The sequence below is a fragment of the Dyella sedimenti genome, assembly GCF_022760995.1.
Lineage (GTDB): Bacteria > Pseudomonadota > Gammaproteobacteria > Xanthomonadales > Rhodanobacteraceae > Dyella > Dyella sedimenti.
Genome location: NZ_JAKWJO010000003.1, coordinates 186,214 through 209,538 on the forward strand (window position 1 = coordinate 186,214; position 23,325 = coordinate 209,538).

Annotated in this window: 17 protein-coding genes; 8 read left to right on the plus strand and 9 right to left on the minus strand. The window is 66.1% G+C overall.

Annotation, left to right across the window (positions count from 1 at the left end; all coding sequences use genetic code 11):
• The first annotated feature begins 163 nt into the window (after positions 1 to 163).
• Positions 164 to 820, plus strand: a complete 657-nt coding sequence (locus tag MJ605_RS08475) for a hypothetical protein (protein ID WP_243041002.1) — start codon at positions 164 to 166, stop codon at positions 818 to 820.
• Here the strand turns inward: MJ605_RS08475 and MJ605_RS08480 are convergent.
• The 5 genes from MJ605_RS08480 to tviB form a co-directional block, all read right to left on the minus strand.
• Entirely contained in the window at positions 817 to 2,217 is a 1,401-nt protein-coding gene (locus tag MJ605_RS08480; protein ID WP_243041003.1) for a TIGR03013 family XrtA/PEP-CTERM system glycosyltransferase, read from the minus strand. The genes MJ605_RS08475 and MJ605_RS08480 overlap by 4 nt on opposite strands.
• A 139-nt stretch (positions 2,218 to 2,356) precedes the next feature.
• Positions 2,357 to 3,121, minus strand: a complete 765-nt coding sequence (locus tag MJ605_RS08485) for a 4'-phosphopantetheinyl transferase family protein (protein WP_243041004.1) — start codon at positions 3,119 to 3,121, stop codon at positions 2,357 to 2,359.
• A gap of 10 nt (positions 3,122 to 3,131) precedes the next feature.
• Positions 3,132 to 4,805 carry a GMC oxidoreductase gene (locus MJ605_RS08490; RefSeq protein ID WP_243041005.1) on the minus strand — a complete coding sequence of 558 codons (1,674 nt, stop codon included), beginning with the start codon at positions 4,803 to 4,805 and terminating at the stop codon, positions 3,132 to 3,134.
• A gap of 99 nt (positions 4,806 to 4,904) precedes the next feature.
• The gene (locus tag MJ605_RS08495; protein WP_243041006.1) at positions 4,905 to 5,915 is read right to left on the minus strand and encodes an NAD-dependent epimerase; all 1,011 of its coding nucleotides are present in this window, start codon (positions 5,913 to 5,915) and stop codon (positions 4,905 to 4,907) included.
• A 12-nt stretch (positions 5,916 to 5,927) separates the two neighbouring features.
• A complete protein-coding gene (gene tviB / locus MJ605_RS08500) occupies positions 5,928 to 7,205 on the minus strand; it encodes a Vi polysaccharide biosynthesis UDP-N-acetylglucosamine C-6 dehydrogenase TviB (protein WP_243041007.1) in 1,278 nt (425 codons plus the stop codon).
• Positions 7,206 to 7,724: 519 nt separating this feature from the next.
• Here tviB and MJ605_RS08505 point away from each other — a divergent pair.
• Positions 7,725 to 8,462 carry a tetratricopeptide repeat protein gene (locus MJ605_RS08505; RefSeq protein WP_243041008.1) on the plus strand — a complete coding sequence of 246 codons (738 nt, stop codon included), beginning with the start codon at positions 7,725 to 7,727 and terminating at the stop codon, positions 8,460 to 8,462.
• Between the two features lie 32 nt (positions 8,463 to 8,494).
• Here the strand turns inward: MJ605_RS08505 and MJ605_RS08510 are convergent, their stop codons facing one another.
• From MJ605_RS08510 to MJ605_RS08525, 4 genes are all read right to left on the minus strand, one after another.
• Entirely contained in the window at positions 8,495 to 9,118 is a 624-nt protein-coding gene (locus MJ605_RS08510; protein ID WP_243041009.1) for a DUF2076 family protein, read from the minus strand.
• 307 nt (positions 9,119 to 9,425) lie between these two features.
• A complete protein-coding gene (locus tag MJ605_RS08515) occupies positions 9,426 to 10,262 on the minus strand; it encodes a hypothetical protein (RefSeq protein WP_243041010.1) in 837 nt (278 codons plus the stop codon).
• 18 nt (positions 10,263 to 10,280) lie between these two features.
• Positions 10,281 to 10,925, minus strand: coding sequence for a helix-turn-helix domain-containing protein (locus MJ605_RS08520; RefSeq protein ID WP_243041011.1), 645 nt, complete (start codon positions 10,923 to 10,925; stop codon positions 10,281 to 10,283).
• A gap of 19 nt (positions 10,926 to 10,944) precedes the next feature.
• Positions 10,945 to 11,733 carry a TIGR04255 family protein gene (locus MJ605_RS08525; protein ID WP_243041012.1) on the minus strand — a complete coding sequence of 263 codons (789 nt, stop codon included), beginning with the start codon at positions 11,731 to 11,733 and terminating at the stop codon, positions 10,945 to 10,947.
• Between the two features lie 246 nt (positions 11,734 to 11,979).
• Between MJ605_RS08525 and MJ605_RS08530 the strand changes: the two genes are divergently transcribed.
• The 6 genes from MJ605_RS08530 (at position 11,980) to MJ605_RS08555 (ending at position 23,300) form a co-directional block, all read left to right on the plus strand.
• Positions 11,980 to 12,870 carry a BrxR family transcriptional regulator gene (locus tag MJ605_RS08530; RefSeq protein WP_026330261.1) on the plus strand — a complete coding sequence of 297 codons (891 nt, stop codon included), beginning with the start codon at positions 11,980 to 11,982 and terminating at the stop codon, positions 12,868 to 12,870.
• 66 nt (positions 12,871 to 12,936) lie between these two features.
• Positions 12,937 to 13,143 (plus strand): hypothetical protein, encoded by a 207-nt coding sequence (locus tag MJ605_RS08535; protein WP_243041013.1) that lies wholly within the window; start codon positions 12,937 to 12,939, stop codon positions 13,141 to 13,143.
• Between the two features lie 31 nt (positions 13,144 to 13,174).
• Positions 13,175 to 16,705, plus strand: a complete 3,531-nt coding sequence (locus MJ605_RS08540) for a helicase-related protein (protein WP_243041014.1) — start codon at positions 13,175 to 13,177, stop codon at positions 16,703 to 16,705.
• A gap of 202 nt (positions 16,706 to 16,907) precedes the next feature.
• Positions 16,908 to 17,525, plus strand: a complete 618-nt coding sequence (locus MJ605_RS08545; protein WP_243041015.1) for an NYN domain-containing protein — start codon at positions 16,908 to 16,910, stop codon at positions 17,523 to 17,525.
• A gap of 12 nt (positions 17,526 to 17,537) precedes the next feature.
• Positions 17,538 to 20,420, plus strand: a complete 2,883-nt coding sequence (locus MJ605_RS08550) for a DUF1156 domain-containing protein (RefSeq protein ID WP_243041016.1) — start codon at positions 17,538 to 17,540, stop codon at positions 20,418 to 20,420.
• Between the two features lie 12 nt (positions 20,421 to 20,432).
• A complete protein-coding gene (locus tag MJ605_RS08555) occupies positions 20,433 to 23,300 on the plus strand; it encodes an ATP-binding protein (RefSeq protein ID WP_243041017.1) in 2,868 nt (955 codons plus the stop codon).
• The last annotated feature ends 25 nt before the right edge of the window (positions 23,301 to 23,325 follow it).

The following is a 23,325-nucleotide window of genomic DNA, read 5'->3' on the forward strand; positions in this document are numbered from 1 at the left end:
GCGATGGCAAGCATGTGCCGCGCGATGGCGGGGATTCCTCTCCGGCGAATGGCCGATATTGCGAAGCGCATCATGCTGTGCCAACAATCAGGCGAGATCGGTGCATGCACCGCGCATGTCGCGCGGACGGCGCCGGCGGATCGCCACCCGGAGGGGGACCGGCTTGGCCAGCGAGATCGATTTTCTCGACATGTACCGCACGCTGGGCCTGCGTCCCGGCTGCGCCTTGCCTGTGTTCAAGCAGGCCTACCGGCGCCAGGTGGCGCGCCTGCATCCCGACCGCGGTGGCGATGGCGCCGTCGATCCCGCCGCCGCCGAACGCCTGCGGCGCCTGATCGCCCAATACGACGCGGCCATGGCCTTCCAGCGCGAGCATGGGCGCCTGCCCGGAGCGATGCCGCAGGTGCGCTTCAGCGTGCCGGAGGCCAGGGTGCAGGTGGTGCCCGCGGCGCCGGCACGTCATCGCGGGCGCTTGCGTGCCGGCTGGATGCTGCTGTGCCTGGTGGTGGCCGGCGCACTGGCCTGGCTTTTCCTCGGGCAGTCGCCGGCGCGCGTGGAGGAGCCCGCGCCAGCCTCGCCGGCAGCGCGGCCATTGGGCGCGGCGACGGCTTCCGGGCCGGTGCTGGACCTGGGCATGTCGCGCGAGGACGTGCGCGCCATCGAGGGCGAGCCGTTGGGCATCCATGGCGACCGCTGGGACTATGGCCCCTCCTGGGTCCGTTTCGAGGGCGACCGCGTGGTGGACTGGTACAGCTCGCCGCTTCATTCGCTCGGTCCCATCCCCACGACGCCCGGTGGCACGCTGCCGATCGCCGACTAGCGCGCGCCGCGCCCGAACAGCACCACTTCCACCGTCTGGATCAGGATAAGCAGGTCCAGCAGCAGGTTGTGGTTTTTTACGTAGAACAGGTCGTACTTGAGCTTTTCGGCAGCTTCCTCGACGGTGGCGCCGTAGGGATAGCTCAGTTGCGCCCAGCCGGCCAGGCCGGGCTTGAGGCAATGGCGCAGGGTGTAGTAGCGGATCTGCGTGGCGAGGTCGGCCACGAACTGCGGCCGTTCCGGCCGCGGGCCGACGATGCTCATGTCGCCCTTGAGCACGTTCCACAGCTGCGGCAGCTCGTCCAGGCGAAGCTTGCGGCTGATGCGTCCCACGCGGGTCACGCGGTCATCGTTCTTGGCGGCCCAGCGCGCCACGCCGTCGCGTTCGGCGTCGGTGCGCATGCTGCGGAACTTCAGTAGCAGGAAGGTGCGGCCATGTTCGCCCACGCGCTCCTGCCGATAGAGGATGGGCTGGCCTGGGCCGGATTCCAGGCGGATGGCCAGCATCTCCAGCAGCATCAGCGGCCAGCACAGCAACAGCAGCAGCGTGGCCGCCACCAGGTCGAAGCAGCGCTTGCTCAGCTGGCGCAGCGGGGTGCCGTTGAAGCCGCCGGAGAACACCAGCCAGGACGGGTCGAGGATGGTCAGTTGCAGGCGGCCCGCCTCGCGCTCGAAGAACGAGGTGAGATCGGTGATGGTCACGCCCGCCTGGCGGCATTCCAACAGGGCGTCCATCGGCAGGTGGCCGCGCCTGTCGTCGACGCCGACCACCACCTCGTCGATCTGCTCGCGCTGCACCAGCACGTGCAGCGGAAGCTTGTAGCGGATCAGGTGCTGCTCCGGCACCGCGATGGTTTCGCGGGCATGGGGGATATATCCCACCACGTGGAAACCGCGGCGATCGGTGCGCCGGCGCATCTGGTTGTGGATCTGCGCGGCGCGCGTGCCCGCGCCGAGGACCAGCACGCGCCGCTTGAGCGCCTCCACTTCCACCAGCTGCAGGAAGGCCAGGCGCAGGCCGAGCACCAGCAGGAAGCCCAGCGTCAGCGCGATGGCCAGCACGCCGCGGCCCACGTAGGCCTGCGGCACCACGTAGTAGCCGATCACCAGCAGCGTGCCGCCCAGCACGAAGGCCACCGCCTGGCGCGCCAGCAGCCCGAAGCGGGTCGTGCGCATGTGCGCCTGGTATTGGCCCATGGCCACCATGGCGAACACGATGCTGCCGCCGAACACCAGCGCGCGCTCGGGCATGTGCATGGAGAACTCGGCGAGTTCGTCCGGATGATGCGCGTAGCGCAGGTAGGTCGCCAGGCAGAGCGAGATGGCAAGCAGCATCAACTCGCACAAGCCCAGCAACACCAGCCAACGCACGGATTGCCGACGCAGAAAACGAAGCATCCAATCCCCCTTGAACCCAAAGTGCACGTCCCTGTCAGCGGGAAGCGAGGCTATCGCCTGGGATCGATGGGTGTCGATGCAACTTACGGAAGACCTGCCGGACTACCTGTTCGGCTGTCTCAGCCATGTAACAGCGCGTCTACGATGCGCGTGCGAGGCCATGTACGTGGATGCGCGCGACGGCGAGCGGCGCGGCGATGGCGCCAAGCAATCCTGCCGGTAGCGGCAGCGCGTGGATCCGGCATGCCGGCATGCCGGCGGCGGCCAAGGGCGGATCGATGGCGTGTTGCCCGGGTGCGGCGATGGCCGATGGCGTGACGCACAGGCCTATGCCGAATGCCTTGAGCAAGGCTTCCTTGCGGGTCCACAGGGCAAGCATCGCCGTCGTCCGCGCGTCGTCCGGCAGTGCTCGCATGGCCAGCGCCTCCCCGGGCGTGCACAGCATGTCCTCGATGGCGCGCAGGCTGGTGCGCGTGGGCGAGCATTCGATATCCACGCCAACGATGGGCGCCCGCGCGACGGCGATCGCCACGTGCGAGCCGCTGTGGCTCAGGCTGGTGGCGAAGGCCGTACCGGGCAGTCGCGGCTGGCCGCTGGCGCTGCTGGCCAGCGCGACGTCGCGGGTATCGCATCCGAGCACTTCGCCGAGCGCGATCCGCCAGCAGGCGTGGGCCAGCACGTAGGTGCGGCGATCGCGGTCATGGTGGAAGCGCCAGGAGCGTGCCTGTTCCGCGGGCGTGAGCCGTTCCGCGGCATCCGTCTGCCAAGGCCACCACGGCGCGCTGTCGAACACCAGCACGCGCGCCTCGTCCTCGGCCGGGGCGGCGAAGCCGCCGTGCCGCAAGGCGAGCGCTACTTCGCGTGCAAACGATGGTTCCGGTTCCTGGCACGCCGCGTAGTGCATCGCTCCGCGCCTAGATCAACCCGCCGGAGGCGTAGTCGGCGAGCAGGCCGCGCAGGTGGTCGGCCAGCCGCAGGCTCAGCGCGACGATGGTGAAGGTGGGGAATGCCCAGCCGGCGGTGGGGAACACCGAGCTGCCGGCGACGTGCAGGTTGTCCACGCCATGCACCTTGCAGTCGCGATCGACCACGCCGGTACGGGGATCCTCGGACATGCGCGTCGTACCCATGTGGTGGGCGGTGCCATGCACGGGCGTGCTCGCGGTATCGCCGTCGGCAAGCCATGGCTCCGGAACGAACCGCGCCTGGCCGGCGCGCGCGATGCCCGTGCCGAACGCAGCGGCCGCCGTGCGGTAGGTGTAGTGGTCCAGCGGCGTCAGCCGCCAGTCCACGTGCACCTTGCGCTGGCCGAGTGCATCGATCTCGCGTCCCAGCGTGATGCGGCTATCCGGGTTGGGCGCCTGCTCGAAATAACCGACCAGTTCGATATGGCTGCTGGTCACCGCGGGCCGGTCGGCCAGCTTGTGCGCGAAGGCGCGCGCGATGTCGCCGATGCCCAGGCCCAGCCGCAGCGTGGTCAGGCCCAGGTTCTGCGGCACCGCGATGGCCTGGGCGGCCGGCGCATTGCGCAGCGCCTCGGACAGCCGCGCTTCCAGCAGGGCATTCTCGTCCGGCACCGCGTGCCGCAGGGCCGAGCGCAGCTCGCGCAGGGCGCGGATGCCACGGGGCAGGGGACCTTCCACGCCGAACGGATGCACGCGGCCGTTGAGCACGCGATGCCGCCGCTGGAAATGGGGAGACAGCGCGATCTCGGGAAACGAGGTCGGCGCGTTGCGGCCATGCCGGCGCTCGTAGGGACGCGTCACCCGATGCGGCGCATCCGTGGTGAGCGTGCCGAGCTTGCCGCTGGGATGGTCCATGAAATAGCGGCCCACCACGTCATGCGCATTGCCCAGCCCATACGGCATCACCGAACCGGACAACAGCAGCAGGCGGGCGTTCTCGATGCCGCCGCCGGCGAGCACGTAATGGCGCGCGCGCACGCGGCCACGCTGCCCGCCCAGCGAACCGATGCGCGCCTCGCGCACATAGGCGCCGTTGGGCATGGCCTCCAGTTCGAGCAGGTTCGCATGCAGCAGCACCTTGACGTTGGCGGCCTGGGCCAGCGCGTCGCGGTAGGCGTCGCCGAACAGCACGGGGCTGCGCGCGAACAGCTGGTTGACCAGGGTGTCCGCGTCGAACGGCAACGGCGCGCGCGGCGTCGGCGCCCGGAAGGTGCCATCGGTGAAGTCGAGCGGGTCCAGCTTGCAGAAGGCGCGAGCACGCGCGTAGTAGGGCTCCAGTTCGGCGTAATCGATCGGCCAGCCGCTGTGCGGCACCCAGTCGCGCCGTGCCATGTCTTGCTTGCCCAGCGGTATGCAGCCGCCGCCCCACAGGTTGCAGCTGCCGCCGAACACGCGCATGCGCGAGGTGCCGGGGTCCAGCGGCAAGCGGGTTTCGTAGCTGCCCTCGCACAAGGCCTGGCTGCGCTGCTCGCCGGCCAGGCCGCCGCTTTCGAGCAGGCATACGGTGAACGGCGTGCCGATGAAGGCATGCGCGATGGCGATGCCGGCGGCACCGCCGCCGACGACGCACAGGTCCGCTTCCACATCCTCTGGATGCGACCCGCTCAAGTAGTCGATGATCACACCAACCCCCTAGGAACCCACGTTGGCCAACGTCATGTCGCGTCGTGGATCGGGTTCGTGGCGGTCGTTGGTTACGGACCGTCGGTGGCCTTCAGCCCATCACACGCGGTAGTACTCCCGGTACCAGCGTACAAAGTTGGCGACACCGTTTTCTACCGACACCTGCGGCCTATACCCAACGGCCTGTATCAGGTCCGTGACATCGGCCTCGGTGTCGGGCACGTCGCCCGGCTGCAGCGGCAGCAGTTCCATGATGGCCTTGCGGCCCAGGCAATGCTCCAGCACCTCGATGTAGTGCAGCAGCTCCACCGGCCGCTCGTTGCCGATGTTGAACAGGCGGTACGGCGCCACGCCGCTGCTGGCCGGGTCGGGGCGCTGGCTGTCCCATCGCGCGTCGATGCCGGGCACCTTGTCCAGCGTGCGGATCACGCCTTCGACGATGTCGTCCACGTAGGTGAAGCTGCGCTTGTGCCTGCCGTGGTTGAACACCCGGATCGGCTCGCCGGCGAGGATGGCGCGGGTGAACAGGAACAGCGCCATGTCCGGGCGTCCCCAGGGACCGTAGACGGTAAAGAAGCGCAACCCGGTGCAAGGGATGCCGTACAGGTGCGCATAGCTGTGCGCCATCTGTTCGTTGGCCTTCTTGGTGGCCGCGTACAGGGTGAGCGGATGCTCGGCGGACTTGTGCTCGGAGAACGGCATGTCGGTATTGGCGCCGTAGACCGAACTGGTCGAGGCGAATACCAGGTGTTCCACGCCATGCTGGCGGCAGCCTTCCAGCACGTGCAGGAAGCCCACCACGTTGCTGCTGGTGTAGACATAGGGATTCTCGGCCGCGTAGCGCACGCCGGCCTGCGCCGCCAGGTGCACCACGCGCTGCGGCCGGTGCTGCGCGAAGGCGCGCTCCATGGCGCCGCGGTCGGCGAGGTCGGCATGGATATGCGCGTAGCCGGGCCGCTCGGCGAAGCGGGCCAGGCGCGCCTTCTTCAGCGTGACGTCGTAGTAGTCGTTGAGGTTGTCCAGCCCGACCACTTCGTCGCCTCGCGCCAGCAGGCGCTCGGCGACGTAGGAACCGATGAACCCGGCGGTGCCGGTGACCAGCACTTTCATGATGCGCGTTCCTTACAAGCGACCGTCCACCGCTTCGCGCGGCAGTACGTACTTCACGTCGTACACCACCGAGTCCGGTTTGCCGAACGCGCGGATGCCCTCGGCGCCCAGTTCGGTGAACTGGCGATGCCCCACCGCCACGATCACCGCATCGTAGCCGCCCGTCGCCGGTTCGCCCACCGGCCTCAGCGCGTATTCGTGCTCGGCCTCGGCGGCGTTCACCCACGGATCGTGCACGTCCACTTCGGCGTTGTAGCCGCGCAGCGCCCGCACGATGTCCACCACGCGCGTATTGCGCAGGTCCGGGCAGTTCTCCTTGAAGGCCAGGCCCAGCACCAGCACGCGCGCGCGCACCGGGTTGATGCCCTTGCGCACCATCAGCCGGATCACCTCGCTGGCCACGTACGCGCCCATGCTGTCGTTGGTGCGCCGGCCGGCCAGGATCACGTCGGGATGATGCCCCACTTCCTGCGCCTTGTGCGTGAGGTAGTAGGGATCGACGCTGATGCAGTGGCCGCCGACCAGGCCGGGCCGGAACGGCAGGAAGTTCCACTTGGTGCCGGCGGCCTGCAGCACTTCCAGCGTATCGATGCCCAGCTTGTTGAACAGGATCGCCAGGTCGTTGACCAGCGCGATGTTGAGGTCGCGCTGGGTGTTCTCGATCACCTTGGCCGCCTCGGCCACCTTCAGCGAGCTGGCCCGGTGCGTGCCGGCGGTGATGATCGAGCCGTACAGGCGGTCCACGAAGTCGGCCACCTCGGGGGTGGAGCCGGACGTCACCTTGAGGATGTTGGTGACCCGGTGCTGCTTGTCGCCGGGGTTGATCCGCTCCGGGCTGTAGCCGGCGAAGAAATCGCGGTTGAATACCAGGCCCGAGCCTTTCTCCAGGATCGGCACGCACACTTCCTCGGTGCAGCCGGGATACACGGTCGATTCGTACACCACCACGTCGCCGCGCTTGAGCACCATGGCCAGGGTCTCGCTGGCGCGGATGAGCGGGGTGAGGTCGGGCCGCTTGGCCGTGTCGATCGGCGTGGGCACGGTGACGATATAGACGTTGCGGTCGGCCAGGTCCGCCAGCTCGCTGCCGAAGCGCAGGCGCGCGGCGTCGCGCAATTCCTCGGCGCCCACTTCCAGCGTGCTGTCATGTCCGGCGCGCAGTTCCTCGATGCGTCCCCGGTTGATGTCGAAGCCCAGGGTGTCGTAGCGCTTGCCGAACTCCACCGCCAGCGGCAGGCCCACGTAGCCGAGGCCGATGATGGCGAGTTTGGTGTCTTCCAGTGAATGCATGCCGGCGTCCCGCTGTGTCTGGATGGGGCCGCGCGGCGGTGCCGCGGCGGCGTCGCAAGGCTAGCAGGCTGGGCCGGTTTTTCCGCTAGGCCAGAGGATGCTTGCCGGATGGCGGATATTGTCTTTTGTGACGCCAGGCCATGAAGGGGCAGGGGTGCGGCCGGCCCGGACCTGTCGCGGGCAAGGCATGCCATGGGGGCGGTGCGGATACGGATAGGGCGTTCGCCATATGATGGTGCGTGGCGGGCGGGTTGTTTTCCGACAGTTCCCTACCGGCGAGGCGGTCATGCCGGCGCTGGCTTGCCTGCCTGGGGCGCGGCGCTTTGTCCGGCACGATGCGGCGCGCTATCGGGCCGGCGTCATGACCATGGCGTACGGCTTCTGATACGTTCGCAGGCCTGCCGTCTCCGCCGGAAACGGAGGCCGTATGCGAGGAAACACCATGCTGTTCTTTCCAAGCCGGAGGTTCCCCCCTCCGCCGATGGCCGGTTCGCCGGCCGGTGCCCGTGGAGCGCGGCCATGACCCGCGACGCCCTCAGCCAGTCCGCCACGGGCGGCGACGTGTTGTCCCACCTGTTGAGGTCCGACCCGGCGCGCGCCCACGGCATGCTGCTGGCGCAGGCCCTGGCGGGCGACTGCGCTTCGCAACTGGCGGTGGGCCAGATGTACCTGGGCGGCATCGGCTGCGAGCGGGACGGCACCGAAGCACGCTATTGGTTCCAGCATGCCGCTCACCAGGGCGCGCCGATGGCCATGCACATGCTGGGGCGCTGCCACGAAAACGGCTGGGGCGGAACGGTGGATGTGGGACTGGCCGCCGTGTGGTACCGCGAATCGGCAGAGCATGGCCTGGACCTGGGCATGTACCACTACGCCAACGCGCTGGCCCAGGGGCGAGGCGTGTCCCGCGATCGCGCCGAGGCGTTCCGCTGGTTCAGCCGCGCGGCCGAGGCGGGCCATGGGCGCGCCATGCATTTCCTGGGGCAGTACTACGAATACGGCTGGGAGACCGAGCCCGACATGGCCCGCGCCTGCGAGCTCTATCGCCGCTCGGCGGAAGCGGGCGACTACCGTGGCCAGTGCAGCTGGGCCTCCGTGCTCACCGGCCTGGGCCGCGTCGAGGAAGCCTGCGCGCTGTTGCGCGCCGCCATCGCCCATGCGCCGGATTACTTCGTGGATGCGTTGCGTGGCGAGCTGGAGCATTCGCGCCACCCGGCCCTTCGCGCGCTGGCGGGTGGCGTCGCCAGCGCGGGCTAGGTCCGCGCACGCGCACGTGCGCGGATTCCGGGTCATGCCCAGCCGCTGTCGTCGAAACCGCCGTCGTTGTTGTCGTCGAAATCGGTCGAGGCGAAGTCCTGGTCGTTGTCGCGCTGGCGGTCGTCGTTGTCGTAGTAGTTGTTCTCGGTGACGTTCTCGATCACCGTCGGCTGCCCGCCGCCGAAGAAGCCGCCGCCGTGATGGCCGCTCAGCAGGCTCTCGATGCCGTCGAACAGGAACATGCCGCCGGCCACGCCGGCTGCCGTGGTGGCAGCCTGCGACAGGAAGCTGGGCGCTGCCGCGGGTGGCTGCGCGGGCGCGCCGCCGAACAGGCGTTCGCGCCAGCCGGGGGCCGCGGGTTGTTGCGGCGGCATCGGTGGCGGCGTGGCGCCCCAGGCCGACGGTTGGCCGCCGAGGAAGCTGCCGCCGCCCTGCTGCGAGGCGAGCTGGGCCTGCAGTTGCGCGATTTGCGCCTTGGCGCTTTCCAGCGCCTGCTGCTGCAGCAGGCTGCGCTGCACCAGCAGGTAAAGCGCATCGGGCTGGCCGGCCAGGCGCTGGCGGATCAGTGCGTCGGCCTGCGCGTCCTTCGCGACGCCGCCGGCGGCGGCCAGGCGCTGGAGAAAATCATCGAGTAGCTGTTGTTCCTGCGGTGTCATGGCTTGCGGATCTCCGTGGACGACGTATGGCGCCCAATCTGGCGCCAAGCATGCCGCGCATGCAGTGCCGAAAGTGCGCCTTGACGCTGCCGCATCAAGGTCCACGCTGCCGCCGTTTGCCTGCCAGTCAGCCAGTTCGCAGGCTCTTTCGAAACGATGCGCGCCGGAAACGAAAAGCCCCGGGCGTGAGCCGGGGCTTTCGTCTGGTGTGGATTTGGTGGTGGACTTCACCCGAAAAGACAACCCAACTTCTCCATCAGGACGCGTTTGGGCGGAAAACCGCGGGCTGGCGCGGGGCCCTCGCCGATTACACCGGAATCTCGCCAACTGGAAGGAAGTCGCCCTGCTCGCCATCGCGCAGGCTGATGTACTCCAGGCGCCACTGATCCACCCGGCGCAGATCAGCAAGCGTCAGGTAGGTGTCTGCCACGGCTTCGCAAGCGTCGAGCGCGATTTCCGTGGCAACGTCGGGCTTGCCATAGGTATTTTCGAACAGCTCGCGCAACTGCATGGCGACACGCTCGGCCGCTCCCCTTGCGTCGGCGCCCCCTTCGTTGGCGTCGTAGACAACAGATACCGACAAGGCGTAGGGCTCCCCCTCGACCGCTTCTGTGCCTCGCTGCTCGCCCAGATCGAAGAACAGCCCGACCAGGTACTTGGCATCGGGCTCCAGAATCTTTGCAATCTTCCGCTCGACCTTGCCCTTACGCAGTCGCTCTTCGAACTCGTTGGGAAAGGCAGGTCGGCCGTACCGTGCAGCGAGCCATTGCTTCAGAACCCGCTTGGCGTCAATCGGCAGCGCGAGGCTGTGATCTTTGACTGCGCGCTCGGCGAAATCGCCTTTCGGTACGCTGCGGCGATCACCGTGCCGAAGCTCAAGAATCAACGGCGCAGCGTTGATGCCCTCGTAGGCAAGGTGGAGTCGTCGCGGGTTTTTGGCGTAGGAGAGCTGCGGGTCCTCCTTGACGACCATTTCGGCGACGATGACCTCGACGCACAACTCGCTCCCATGCGGCAGATCGCAGTCGTGAGTGATAACGATGACGCGGCGCTCCTCGTCAACAGCCGCGACCAGCCCGAGAGCAGCAGCGGCCTCGCGAGTTAGTAGATCGCCCTGTCGCCAGTCCGTATCACGAGCCAGCATCCATCCTCCCCCGACCTGTCACTCGGGAGCCCCGGGAATGGACACCTCTGCGCGCCAGTCGGTCGAGGGCTTCGCTTTCGACTTCGCCATACCGGATCGGTCGTATGCTGCATCCATCGCTTGGGCTTCGGCAATCAGCATTTGAATATGTGAGGGCAAAAGCTGCCCGGTAGCAGCGAGGTCCAGCAAGGACCGACCTTCAAACGCCTTCATCTTCAGCATGGCAGACGCGCGCGTAATTCCAGCGTCTCGGAAAGCGTCGGCAGCATGACTGAGGGCGATGATCCGCTCAAATTTCTCGGGCTCAGGCGTGGCTTCGCCGCCGATCCACTTGTAGATCGCCTGCCGGGAGACGCCAAACACAGCGGCCAGATCCGCGATGGCCGGATTCAACACTTGGCGGATGTTGGCAAGGTGGTCAGATGCAGATCTCAGATCCGGGCGCTGTTCCTGGCTATCGTCAGCCACCCCCACATCGACATGAAAGGGCACGCGCGCCTCCAACATCCTGCGCCAGTCCCCGGCACGGGAGAGATCGAAAACACTGCCAGTACCGCCGATCACAAGGGCTGAGCCGATCAGCGCAAAAGCTGCGGTAGCGGCAGCCCCTATCGGCGCGGCGAACGGCATCGGTCGCTGGGAAGGGAGGGTTGCTGTGTACATGGCGTTTGCCTTGTCCGGTTCAGGCCCACGCGCCGCGCGCGTGATCCGTCGTCGTCGCTCGGAAGACAGACTTGATGATCGCATGCAGCGAGAGCAACTCCTCACCTAGCTTGTCCATGTCGATCGGCATGCGGCCTTCGACGAAGTGATCCGTATCAATGACCGCATGCGCCCGAGGCTCCTTTACCTCGAATTTCGAGTTAATCGTCAAGCCGCTGGGCTGCATGTCTGGCGGGAACCCCAAGGGCGCGGTCATCCTATGCACCCGAGCCACGAGCGTCCCCATCGGTACCAGTGGGCCAATCTCCGTCCTAAAGACCGATTCCGTCAGTCTGTAAAGTGGCTGTGCATTGAACTCGACCCCATGCAACCCGCCAACAAGGTACTGCTCCACGCTCTCACCGGCGCGAGGTAACACGGCATCCAGGTAGCGAAGGCCCAACCGACTGACGTGGTCAAGGGTGGCCGCCTCGTGCACGGCCGCCAAGCCGCGCAGCAGTTCCGGAATGAACTCGTTATGCGTGTCGTAGTGGGTCGTGTGGTAGGTGATGGCCGATGGCGCCAAGATGAACCCCGCTGTGCGGTCGCTGCGGGTGATGAGCCACTGATGGACCTGCGTGACCTGCGGTTCCACTGGCTGCGCTCGACCCGGCCCTGGCACAACTAGATGCGTGACTTGCTGCGGCTCAAACAACGGGTATCCCTCGCGTCGCAGCCGATCCTGGATCTGGTCCACGTACTTGGACATTGCCGCGACAGGATTGAAGTGCGCCTGCGCGAGGGCGTAGTACACCGGCGCGTTGGACATCCTCTCGCTCACTGGTAGGCTCCAATCATTTCGCGGTTGACAGTTGAGTTGTCAGTTTACACCTTGGTTGACGCTGTGGCCAGAGAAATCCGCGGCCTCTCCCGCGCGCAACTGGCCCGCAAGACCTCCCACTCGACGACAGTAGTAATCATTTTGCGATGCATATAGTAGCTTTTTCAAACTAATTGACGTTCTGTTTGGATGAGTGTATGATGCACGAAACAATACTGAAGCCAACGCGCAAACATGTCCAGCGACCGACTCCCGGAGATGACCCAGGCGCAACGCGACCGACTCGCGTTCGTCGAGTTGCGCCTGCGGTTCGTCGGCGAGATCCGCCGGCAGGACTTGGTGACGCGCTTCGGCATCCAGGCTGCGGCAGCCACGCGGGACATCGCCCAGTACAAGGAGCTGGCCCCAGGCAATATGGAGTACGACACCAAGGGCAAGGTCTACGTCCGCGCCGCTTGGTTCCGCCCCCTGTTTGACTTCCCCGCCGAGCGGATCCTCACTTGGTTGTCCCAGGGCTACGGTGACGGCGAGCCCATCCGCTGGAAGGGTGTCGTGGCACAAGAGGGCACCAGCCTGCCGGGCAAGATTGATCTGGATCTGCTGTCCGTCCTGACCCGCGCCATTCACCAAGGCGCCGCTGTTGAGGTCGCCTATCGCGCACTGTCGAGCGGGCTGACGACCCGGGAGATCGTCCCGTTCGCACTGGCCGACAGCGGCCTTCGTTGGCACGTCCGCGCCTTCGACCGGCGCAGCGGTGAGTTCCGCGACTTCGTGTTGGGCCGCCTCGACGCCGCCCGCATCCTGCCCGGCCCTGTGGCCGACCACGAGAAGCCCGATCAGGACATCCAGTGGAACCGGATCACCGAGCTCGAGCTCGTGCCGCATCCGGCCAACGTGCAGCACCCCGACACCATCGAGGCCGAGTACGGCATGGACGGCGGCGTGCTCAAGGTGCGGACCCGTGCGGCGATGGCCGGCTACCTGTTGCGCCGCTGGAACGTGGACTGCACCGAAGATCACAGCCTCAAGGGTGGCGAGCACCACCTGTGGCTCCGCAATCGCCAGGCCCTCTATGGCGTCACCAACTTGGTGCTCGCGCCGGGCTACAGCGAATCCAGCAAGTAGGGGTAATCATGACGATCACCCCCACCTGCAATCCCGTCGACCGTCACCGCCGAAAGGAGCTCCATCATGGCTAAGCCTCCCGCCAACCACGGCAAGCAATGGACGCCTGCCGAGGCCAAGCAGCTCAAGCAGCTCGCCCAAGAAAACACGCCCACGCGCGTCATTGGCCTGAAGCTGGGCCGCACGGAGGACGCGGTGCGAGCCAAGGCGGGCGAGAACAACATCTCCCTCAAGCCCACCAACCAGTCGCCCTACAACCGGCGTAAGCCCTGAGGCGGGAGCAATAAGAACAAGGGGGCGCACCGTGCTGAAGCTCGAACAGATCCAGAAGAGCGCGGCCATCTCGGGCTTGGAACCCGGGCAGGTGGTACGCATCGTCACGACAGAGCCGGTCGGTGACAACGCCCTCACCGTTTACTACAAGACCGCCGACGGCTCGCTGCGTGAGCGGATGCTGTTCCGCACCGACGAGGCCAACCTGTCGCCGGCCGAGGCCGGCCGCCCCTGGGCCTTCGACGCCCCGGGCGAGGAGTTCAAGCTCGCCACCGAGGCCTACCGGATCAATTTGGCCCACCTGTTCGATCCGATGATGGCGGTGCACACGTCGAACGTGGAGCCGCTGCCGCACCAGATCACGGCGGTCTACGAGTCGATGCTGCCGCGCCAGCCGCTGCGCTACGTGCTGGCCGACGACCCCGGTGCTGGCAAGACCATCATGGCAGGCCTCTTCATCCGCGAGCTGCTGATGCGCGCGGATGCCAAGCGCGTGCTGATCGTCGCCCCCGGCAGCCTGGTCGAGCAGTGGCAGGACGAAATGTTCGAGAAGTTCGGCCTGTCGTTTGCGCTGTTTTCGCGAGAGCAAGTCGAACAGTCGCGCAGCGGAAACCCCTTCGACGACCATGACTTGCTGGTCGCCCGCGTCGATCAACTGGCCCGCGCTGAAGACCTCCAGGAGAAGCTGCGCCTGTCGCGCTGGGACCTGGTGGTGGTCGATGAAGCCCACAAGTTGTCGGCCAGCTACTTCGGCAACAAGGTCAACAAGACCAAGCGCTTTCAGCTGGGCGAGCTCCTGGGCTCGATCACCCGCCACTTCCTGCTCATGACGGCCACGCCGCACAACGGCAAGGAAGAGGACTTCCAGCTGTTCATGTCGCTGCTGGACGCCGACCGCTTCTACGGCAAGTTCCGCGACGGCGCGCACAAAGTGGACGTGTCCGACCTCATGCGCCGCATGGTCAAGGAGGAACTGCTCAAGTTCGACGGTACCCCGCTGTTCCCCGAGCGCCGGGCCTACACAGTCAACTACAAGCTCTCCGACCTTGAAGCTGCCCTGTACGCGGCCGTGACCGACTACGTCAAGGAGCAGTTCAACAAGGTTGACCAGCTCACGGATGGTGGGCGCAAGGGCACGGTGGGCTTTGCGCTCACCGCCTTGCAGCGCCGCCTGGCCTCCAGCCCCGAGGCCATCTACCAGTCGCTCAAGCGGCGGCGCAACAAGCTCAAACGCCGCGTCGAGGAAGAAAAACTCCGTCAGCGCGGCCAGTCACTGGCCGAGACGCTGGGCGGCAACAACGGCCTGCCCGACGACGTGTGGGAAGCCGCCGACGCTCTGTCGCCCGAAGACTATGAGAACTTCGAAGAGGCCGTGGTCGACCAGGCCACGGCGGCCCAGACCATCCAGGAACTGGAGGCCGAGATCATCATCCTCGAAGGCTTGGAGGAGCAGGCCCGCCAAGTGGTGCATTCCGGTCAGGATCGCAAGTGGGATGAGCTCTCCCGCCTGTTGCAAGACACGCCGGAGATGCACGACGCCGATGGGCGCCAGCGCAAACTCATCATCTTCACCGAGCATCGAGACACTCTGAACTACCTGGCGGTGAAGATCCGCGGCCTCATCGGCAACGAAGAAGCTGTAGTGATGATCCACGGCGGGGTCAAGCGCGAAGAGCGCCGCAAGGTGCAGGAGCTGTTCCGCAACGACCCCACGGTGCGCGTGCTGCTGGCCACGGACGCGGCGGGCGAAGGCGTGAACCTGCAGAACGCGAACCTGATGGTCAATTACGACCTGCCTTGGAACCCCAACCGCCTGGAGCAGCGCTTTGGCCGCATCCACCGCATCGGCCAGACCGAGGTCTGCCACCTGTGGAACATGGTGGCCGCCGAGACCCGCGAGGGGGATGTCTTCCAGCGCCTGTTTGAGAAGCTGGAGGTGGAGCGCCAGGCCCTGGGCGGCCGCGTGTTCGACATCCTGGGCGAGGTCTTCGAGGACAAGCCCCTCAAGGACCTGCTGATCGAGGCCATCCGCTACGGCTCGGATCCCGAAGTCCGTGCCCGCCTGCTCAAGAAGGTGGAAGGCGCGCTGGATACCCAGCACCTTGAAAACATCATCAAACGCAATGCGCTGTGCGAAGAGGTGATGGATGAGAAGCGCCTGTTCGCGGTGAAGGAGGAGATGGAGAAGGCCGAGGCCCGCAAGCTGCAGCCCTTCTTCATCCGCGCTTTCTTCAATCAGGCCTTCCAGCAACTGGGCGGCGAGCTGCGCCCGCGCGAGCAAGGGCGCTACGAGATCACCAACGTCCCGGCCATCATCCGCGAGCGCGACCGGCAAATCACCGGCCGCGACCGCCGCAATACCGACCCGGTGCTACGCCGTTACGAGCGCGTCTGCTTCGAGAAGCAGTACGTGCGGCTGACCGACCGTGTCGGCGCCCCGATGGCCAGCCTCATCCATCCCGGCCACCCCTTGATGCAGGCGGTCACCGACCTGGTGCTGGAAGCTCACCGCAACAAGCTCAAGCAAGGCGCGGTGTTGGTGGACCCGAGTGATATGGGCGTCACCCCGAAGGTGATGTTCATCGTTGATCACGCGGTCAAGGAAGGGGCAGACCCCGCGCGCATCGTCTCGCGTCGCATGCAGTTCGTCGAGATCGACCCGCAGGGCCATGCCACCAACGCCGGCTGGGCGCCTCACCTGGACCTGGAGCCCATTGCGCCTGCCGACCTCAAATTGATCGAAGACGTGCTGGCGGCCCCGTGGATCGCCAAAGACCTGGAGCAACAGGCCTTGACCCATGCCGGAAGCTTCCTGGTGCCCGAACACTTCGATGAAGTTCGCACCCGCCGCGAGAAGGCGGTGGACAAAACCCTGGCCGCCGTGCATGAGCGTCTGGTCAAGGAAATCAACTTTTGGTCCGACCGTTACATCAAGCTGCAAGACGACCTGGCTGCCGGCAAGGATGTGCGCCTGACGCTGGAGAACGTGCGCCGCACCATCGACGACCTGACCGCCCGCCGCGAATCGCGCGAGAAGGAGTTGCTGGCCATGCGCCATGTGGTCTCCGCCACGCCGGTCGTGCTGGGCGGTGCGCTGGTGATCCCGGCGGGCCTCTTGATGCAGCGCAAGGGTCAGCCCGGCTGGTCGGCGGATGCCGATGCGCGCAGCCGCATCGAGCACATCGCCATGCAGGCGGTGATGAACGCCGAACGCGCGCTGGGCCATGAGGTCATCGACGTCTCGGCGCAGAAGTGCGGCTGGGACGTCACCAGCATCCCCCAAGCCCGCGATGGCCGCCTGCCCACCTCGCGCCACATCGAGGTCAAGGGCCGCGCTAAAGGCCAGACCACGATCACCGTCACCCGCAACGAGATCCTCTATGGCCTCAACCAGGCGGACAAGTTCATCCTGGCCATCGTGCTCGTTGACGGCGGCAGGCACGAAGGGCCGTTCTACATCCGAAAGCCCTTCACCCAGGAGCCCGACTGGGCGGTGACCAGCATCAACCTGGACCTGGACGCGCTGCTCGCGCGCGCCACGGCGGCGGAGGGCTCGCTGTGAGCCTGGGCTGCCCTCAGAAACAGAAACGCCCTCACGGGGAGGGCGTCGGGCCAGGGCTGCTCACCTTGGCGGGGCTACAAGAAGAGACGCCTCCCGAGGGAGGCGTCGGGCCGGAGATGCTATCTCCGGCGGGGTTAATGCGCCATATTGTCGTCAGACCAGGCTCTGCTGTCAAGCCGAGCAGCGTTTCCGGAGGCCAGCCATGCAGCGCGTGACGGCCTACGTGGACGGCTTCAACCTCTACTTCGGGTTGAAGGATTCCAGCTTCAAGCGCTACTACTGGCTCGACGTCTCAGTGCTTGCACAGAGCCTCCTCAAGCCTGGGCAGCAACTGCTGGCCACGCACTACTTCACGGCCCGCATCCGCGCCAATGGCCGCAACTCGGCTGACCAGAAGCGGCAGAACGACTACCTCGAAGCCCTGGCCCTGCGCGGCGTGCGCTGCCAGTTCGGCCACTACCTGCAGAAGACACGCCAGTGCCGGCAGTGCGGCGCGAACTGGCCCGACTACGAAGAGAAGATGACGGACGTGAACATCGCCATTCAGTTGCTCGGCGATGCCTTTGACAACGCCTTCGACACAGCGCTCGTCATATCCGGCGACAGCGATCTGACGACACCCATCCGCAGGGTGCGCGAGCGCTTTGCCCAAAAGCGCATCGTCGTTGCCTTTCCGCCCGGTCGTTATTCGAACGAACTCAAGCGCTGCGCCAACGGCTACCTCAACATTGGTGAAGACAAGCTGCGCGCCAGCCAGCTACCCGAACAACTCGTCAAGCCCGATGGCTACGTGCTCGCACGCCCTGCCACCTGGCGCTGAAGGACTTCAAGAATGACCAGCATCAAAGCCCCCAAAAAACTCATCGAAGTAGCATTGCCGCTCGACGCCATCAACGAAGCGGCAGCGCGCGAGAAGTCCATCCGCCACGGCCACCCCAGCACCCTGCACCTGTGGTGGGCGCGCCGGCCCCTGGCGGCGGCGCGGGCGGTGATCTTTGCGCAGATGGTCAACGACCCCGGCTACGAACGCCACCTGGGCCGCGGCGTCAACAAGCAAAAGGCCGCCGCCGAGCGCGAGCGCCTGTTCAAGATCATCGAAGACCTGGTGCAGTGGGAGAACACCAACAACGAGGAAGTGCTGGAACGCGCCCGCGCCGAGATCCGCCGCTCGTGGCGCGAGACCTGTGAACTTAACAAGAACCATCCGCAGGCGGCCGAGCTGTTCAACCCCGACGAGCTGCCCGCCTTCCACGACCCGTTTGCCGGGGGCGGCGCAATCCCGCTGGAGGCGCAGCGCCTGGGGCTGGAAGCCTGGGCGTCTGACCTCAACCCCGTGGCGGTGACGATCAACAAGGCGATGATCGAAATCCCGCCGCGTTTTGCCGGCCGCGCGCCGGTGGGGCCTCTGCCCCCGGGCGAGAAGCAGGCCAAGTTGCACGAGGACTGGCGTGGCGCGCGCGGGCTGGCGGAGGACGTGCGGCGCTACGGCGCCTGGATGCGCGCCGAGGCCGAGAAGCGCATCGGGCACCTGTACCCGAAGATCACCGTCACCGCCGAGATGGCGGCCGAGCGTCCGGACCTGAAGCCGCTGGTGGGGCAACAGCTCACCGTGATCGCCTGGTTGTGGGCGCGCACGGTAAAGAGCCCGAACCCGGCGTTCAGCCACGTCGATGTTCCGCTGGCATCGACCTTCGTGCTCTCCAGCAAGGCGGGCAAGGAGGCGTATGTGGAGCCGGTGGTGGAGGGCGACCAGTACCGTTTTACGGTGAGGGTGGGCACGCCGCCGGAAGAAGCGAAGGACGGAACCAAAGCCGCCGGTCGTGGCGCAAACTTCCGCTGTGTGCTGTCGGACACGCCCATCGGCGGCGACTACATCAAGGGCGAGGGGCAGGCCGGGCGCATGGGCGCAAGGCTGATGGCTATCGTCGCCGAAGGCGCGCGTGGTCGCGTCTATCTGGCACCGACTCAAGAACACGAGGATGTCGCTCGACAGGCGCAGCCCACTTGGAAGCCCTCCGGTAATGTGCCTGCCCGCCTTACGGGGGGCACATGCGTTCCCTACGGTCTGACCGAATGGGGCGACCTCTTCACCCCCCGCCAACTCGTCGCGTTGACTACCTTTTCTGACCTGGTGCAGGAGGCCATCAACATGTGCCGGCAGGACGCCATCGCCGCCGGCCTGCCCGACGATGGCGTGGGGCTGGACGCCGGCGGCACCGGCGCGACGGCATATGCGGAGGCGGTCGGGGTGTACCTGGCTTTCGCCACAGACAAGGTGAGCGACCGAAATTCCAATCTATGCGCATGGGCAAGCCTCCGCGAACATGCCAGGAACACCTTCGGGCGGCAGTCGCTACCCATGACCTGGGACTTTGCAGAAAGCAATCCGCTTTCCGACTCCAGCGGCAACTTTGAAGGCGGCATCAAGTCGATTATTGACGCGCTCGCCGGCCTGGCCCCGGTAGCTCCTGGAAGGGCTCGCCAAGCGGATGCCCAGGGCCAGTCACTGTCCCTGAACAGGGTCGTTTCAACAGATCCACCGTATTACGACAACATTGCATACGCAGATTTGTCCGACTTCTTCTACGTCTGGTTGCGCAAGAGCCTTCGGTCGAGCTTCCCAGAGCTGTTCGCGACCTTGGCTGTTCCCAAAGCAGAGGAGCTTGTTGCGACGGCATACCGTCACGGCAGCAAAGAGAAGGCGGAGGCCTTCTTCCTTTCTGGCATGACCAAGGCCATGCACAACCTGGCCGAGAGCGCACATCCGGCCTTCCCTGTAACGATCTACTACGCCTTCAAGCAGGCCGAGACCAAGAGCGACGCTGGAACATCAAGCACGGGCTGGGAAACGTTTCTTCAGGCGGTCATTGATGCAGGGTTTGCGGTTACCGGGACCTGGCCGATGCGCACAGAGCTTGAGCGGCGCATGGTCGGTGCCGAAGCTAACGCGCTCGCGTCCAGCATCATATTGGTCTGCCGCCAACGCGCAAAGGATGCGCCTACCGTCAGCCGCCGCGAGTTCATCCGCGAACTGAACGCGGTGTTGCCCGAGGCTTTGGATGAAATGACCCGCGGCGGCGTGAACTCTCCCGTCGCGCCAGTGGATCTGTCGCAGGCCATCATCGGCCCGGGCATGGCGATCTTCAGCCAGTACGCCGCGGTGCTCGAAGCCGACGGCACGCCGATGAGCGTGCGTACCGCGCTGCAGCTGATCAACCGCTTCCTGGCGGAAGATGACTTCGACCATGACACCCAGTTCTGCCTGCACTGGTTCGAGCAGCAGGGCTGGGCCACGGGCAAGTTCGGTGAGGCCGACGTGCTTGCCCGCGCCAAGGGCACCAGCGTGAGCGGCTTGCAAGCCAGTGGCGTGGTGGCCTCCAGCAAGGGCGAACTGCGGCTGCTCAAGTGGGCTGAGATGCCGCGCGACTGGTCACCCGAGACTGACGCCCGCCTGCCCGTGTGGGAGGCGCTGCATCAACTCATCCGCGCGCTGAACCAGGAGGGTGAGGCCGCCGCCGGCGCGCTGCTCGCCCGCATGCCTGCAAGGGCCGAGCCGATCCGCGCGCTGGCCTACCGCCTTTACACCCTGTGCGAGCGCAAGGGCTGGGCCGAGGAGGCCCGCGCCTACAACGAGCTGGTTACTGCCTGGAGCGCCATCGAGCAAGCGGCCAGCGAAGCGGGCGTGGTCGGCTCGCAAGCGCAACTGGATATCTGATTGGGGAAGATCATGACACTGAAACCATGGCGTGAGATTGCAGAGCCGCATTCCGATGTGCGGGAGGGCAAGTTCCAGCAGGCCGAGTTCGCGGCGGACCTGTCGCGGGTGCATGCGCGTACGGCCAACGAGGAGTACCAGAACCCGGTGCTGTTCTTCCAGCGCACCTTCATCACCGAGGGCATGCGCCTGCTGCTGGACTCAGTAGTCAAGCGCCTGGCCGGCAAAGGCGGCGATCCGGTCATCCAGCTTCAGACCGCATTCGGCGGCGGCAAGACGCACACGATGCTGGCGGTCTACCACCTCGCCAAGGGGGCGGTACCGGCGAGCGAGCTTCAGGGGGTGCCGCCGATTCTTGACGCGGCCGGCGTGACGGATTTGCCCAAGGCCCGTATCGCTGTGCTCGACGGCGTGGATCTGCTGAGCCTGGCCAGCAAGCCGCGCGTCCATGACGGCTGTACGGTGCGCACACTTTGGGGTGAGTTGGCCTGGCAGCTGGGCGGCGAGACCAGCTACGAGCACGTGAAAGAAGCCGACCTGACCGGCACCGCGCCGGGCAAAAAGGAGCTCGCGGACATGCTGGCGGCCAGCGCTCCGTGCGTGATCCTGATGGACGAGCTGGTGCGCTACGTGTCGCAGTTCGAGGAGGGTAAGACGCTCTCGGGGGGCACTTACGACACCCAACTCTCCTTCGTGCAGGCACTCACCGAGGCCCTGAAGGCGGTGCCGACTGCGGTGCTGCTCGCCTCGCTGCCGTTCTCGGATCGCGAGGCCGGCAGCCAGCAAGGCGTGAAGGCCCTGCGTGCGCTCGAGCACTACTTCGGCCGCGTGCAGGCGCTGTGGAAGCCGGTGGCCACCGAGGAAGCGTTCGAGATCGTCCGCCGCCGCCTTTTTACCAACATCAACGACAAGCTGGCGATGGAGTCGGTCTGCCGCGCGTTCGCGGACTACTACATCGCCAACCGCGAGGACTTTCCCCAGGAGACGCAGGACAGCAAGTACTTCGAGCGCCTGATCCACGCCTATCCCATCCACCCCGAGGTGTTCGACCGCCTGTACGAGGACTGGTCCACGCTGGACAACTTCCAGCGCACCCGCGGCGTGCTGAAGCTGATGGCCAAGGTCATCCATCGCCTGTGGAAGGACGGCAACAACGACCCGTTGATCATGCCTGGCAGCGTGCCGCTGATGGATGCCGACACGCGCAACGAGGCCATCTACTACCTGCCGCAGGGCTGGGACCCGGTGATCGAGCGCGACGTGGATGGCGAGCGCTCCGAGACCTGGGAGATCGAAAACAAGGACACCCGTTTCGGCAGCGTCCAGGCCTGCCGCCGCACTGCCCGCGCGATCTTCCTGGGCAGTGCACCGCATTCCGTCCAGATCGCGTCCAACCAGCTGGTACGGGGTCTGGAGCTGGAGCGCGTGCTGCTGGGTGTCGCCCAGCCCGGCCAGCAGGTCAACCTTTACAAGGATGCGCTGAGGCGCCTCTCCGACCGGCTGCACTACCTGAACCACGCCAACAACCGCTTCTGGCTGGACACGCGCCCGAACCTGCGGCGCGAGATGGAAGAGCGCAAGCGCCGCTTCCAGGACAAGGAGGACGTGTTCCCTACGATCCGAGAGCGCGTGCAGCGCAGCTTTGCCAGCGGCGTCTTCGGCGGCATCCACATCTTCACCGGCAGCGGCGACGTGCCGGACGACTGGGCATTGCGGCTGGTGGTGCTGCCGCCGGATGCAGCCTTCAGTAAAAGCGGCCAGAGCCTGGCAGTGGAGCGCGCCACCGAGATCCTGAAGAAGCGCGGCGACCAGCCCCGTTTCAAGCAGAACCGCCTGATCTTCGTGGCTGCGGACTACGACAGCGTGAGCCGCCTGAAGGACCACGTGCGCTCGTACCTTGCATGGCGCAGCATCGTCGGCGACTACAAAGACAACCGCATCGTCCTCGACAACCTGATGGCCAAGCAGGCGCAAGCCAGCCTGGAGCAGGCCGAGGAAACCGTGCGGCGGATGATTCGTGAGACCTATAAGTGGCTGCTGGCCCCGGTGCAAGAGGCGCGGCCGGGCAAAGGTCTGTCTGAGGTGATGTGGGAGCACTTTTCGCTCAACCCGGGCGCCCAGAACTGGTCTCAGGAGATCGAACGCGTCCTCAAGGAGAACGAGCTGCTCATCACCGAGTGGGCGCCGATCCACCTGGCCAAGGTGCTGAAGAACTGGTTCTGGAAGGATGACGTCAAGGACGTTCCGGCGCTTACCGTCTGGCAGCAGAGCTGCCAGCAGCTCTACCTGCCCCGCCTGAAAGACGACACCGTGTTCCAGAACACGATGGCGGCGGGCGCCGAGAGCCGTGAGTTCTTCGGCTTCGCGCAGGGCAAGGAAGATGGTCGCTACATCGGCTTCAGCTACGGCAAGCGCACGTCGCTCATCATGGACTCGTCGCTGTTGCTGATCGAGCCGCTGACGGCCGCCGCGTACATGGAAGCCCTGCGCGCGTCTGAAGAGGCCTCGCGTGCCAAGACCGCTGAAGCCGGAACGGGCGCAAGCACCGCAACGGCTCCGGTTGGCGGCGGCGACTCCTCGTGCGTCCAAGACTCGGCCAAAGGGGGCTACCACGCCGGTGGCGCGACCGCCGGCCAGATCGTCAAGAAGCAGTTCTACGGCAGCATCGACCTCGACCCCATCCTGGCCAAGAAGCAGTTCGCCGACCTGGTGGACGAGGTGGTCCAGCAGTTCACCATGCGCACCGGCGTGAAGGTCAAGATCGCCATCGAGATCCAGGCCGAGTCTCCCTCTGGATTCGATGACGGCCTGCAGCGCGTGGTGAAGGAGAACTGCAACGTGCTGAAGTTCAAGAACGCGGAGTTTGAGGTAGGTGAGTAGCGAGACCAACCGCGGGGATCATCCA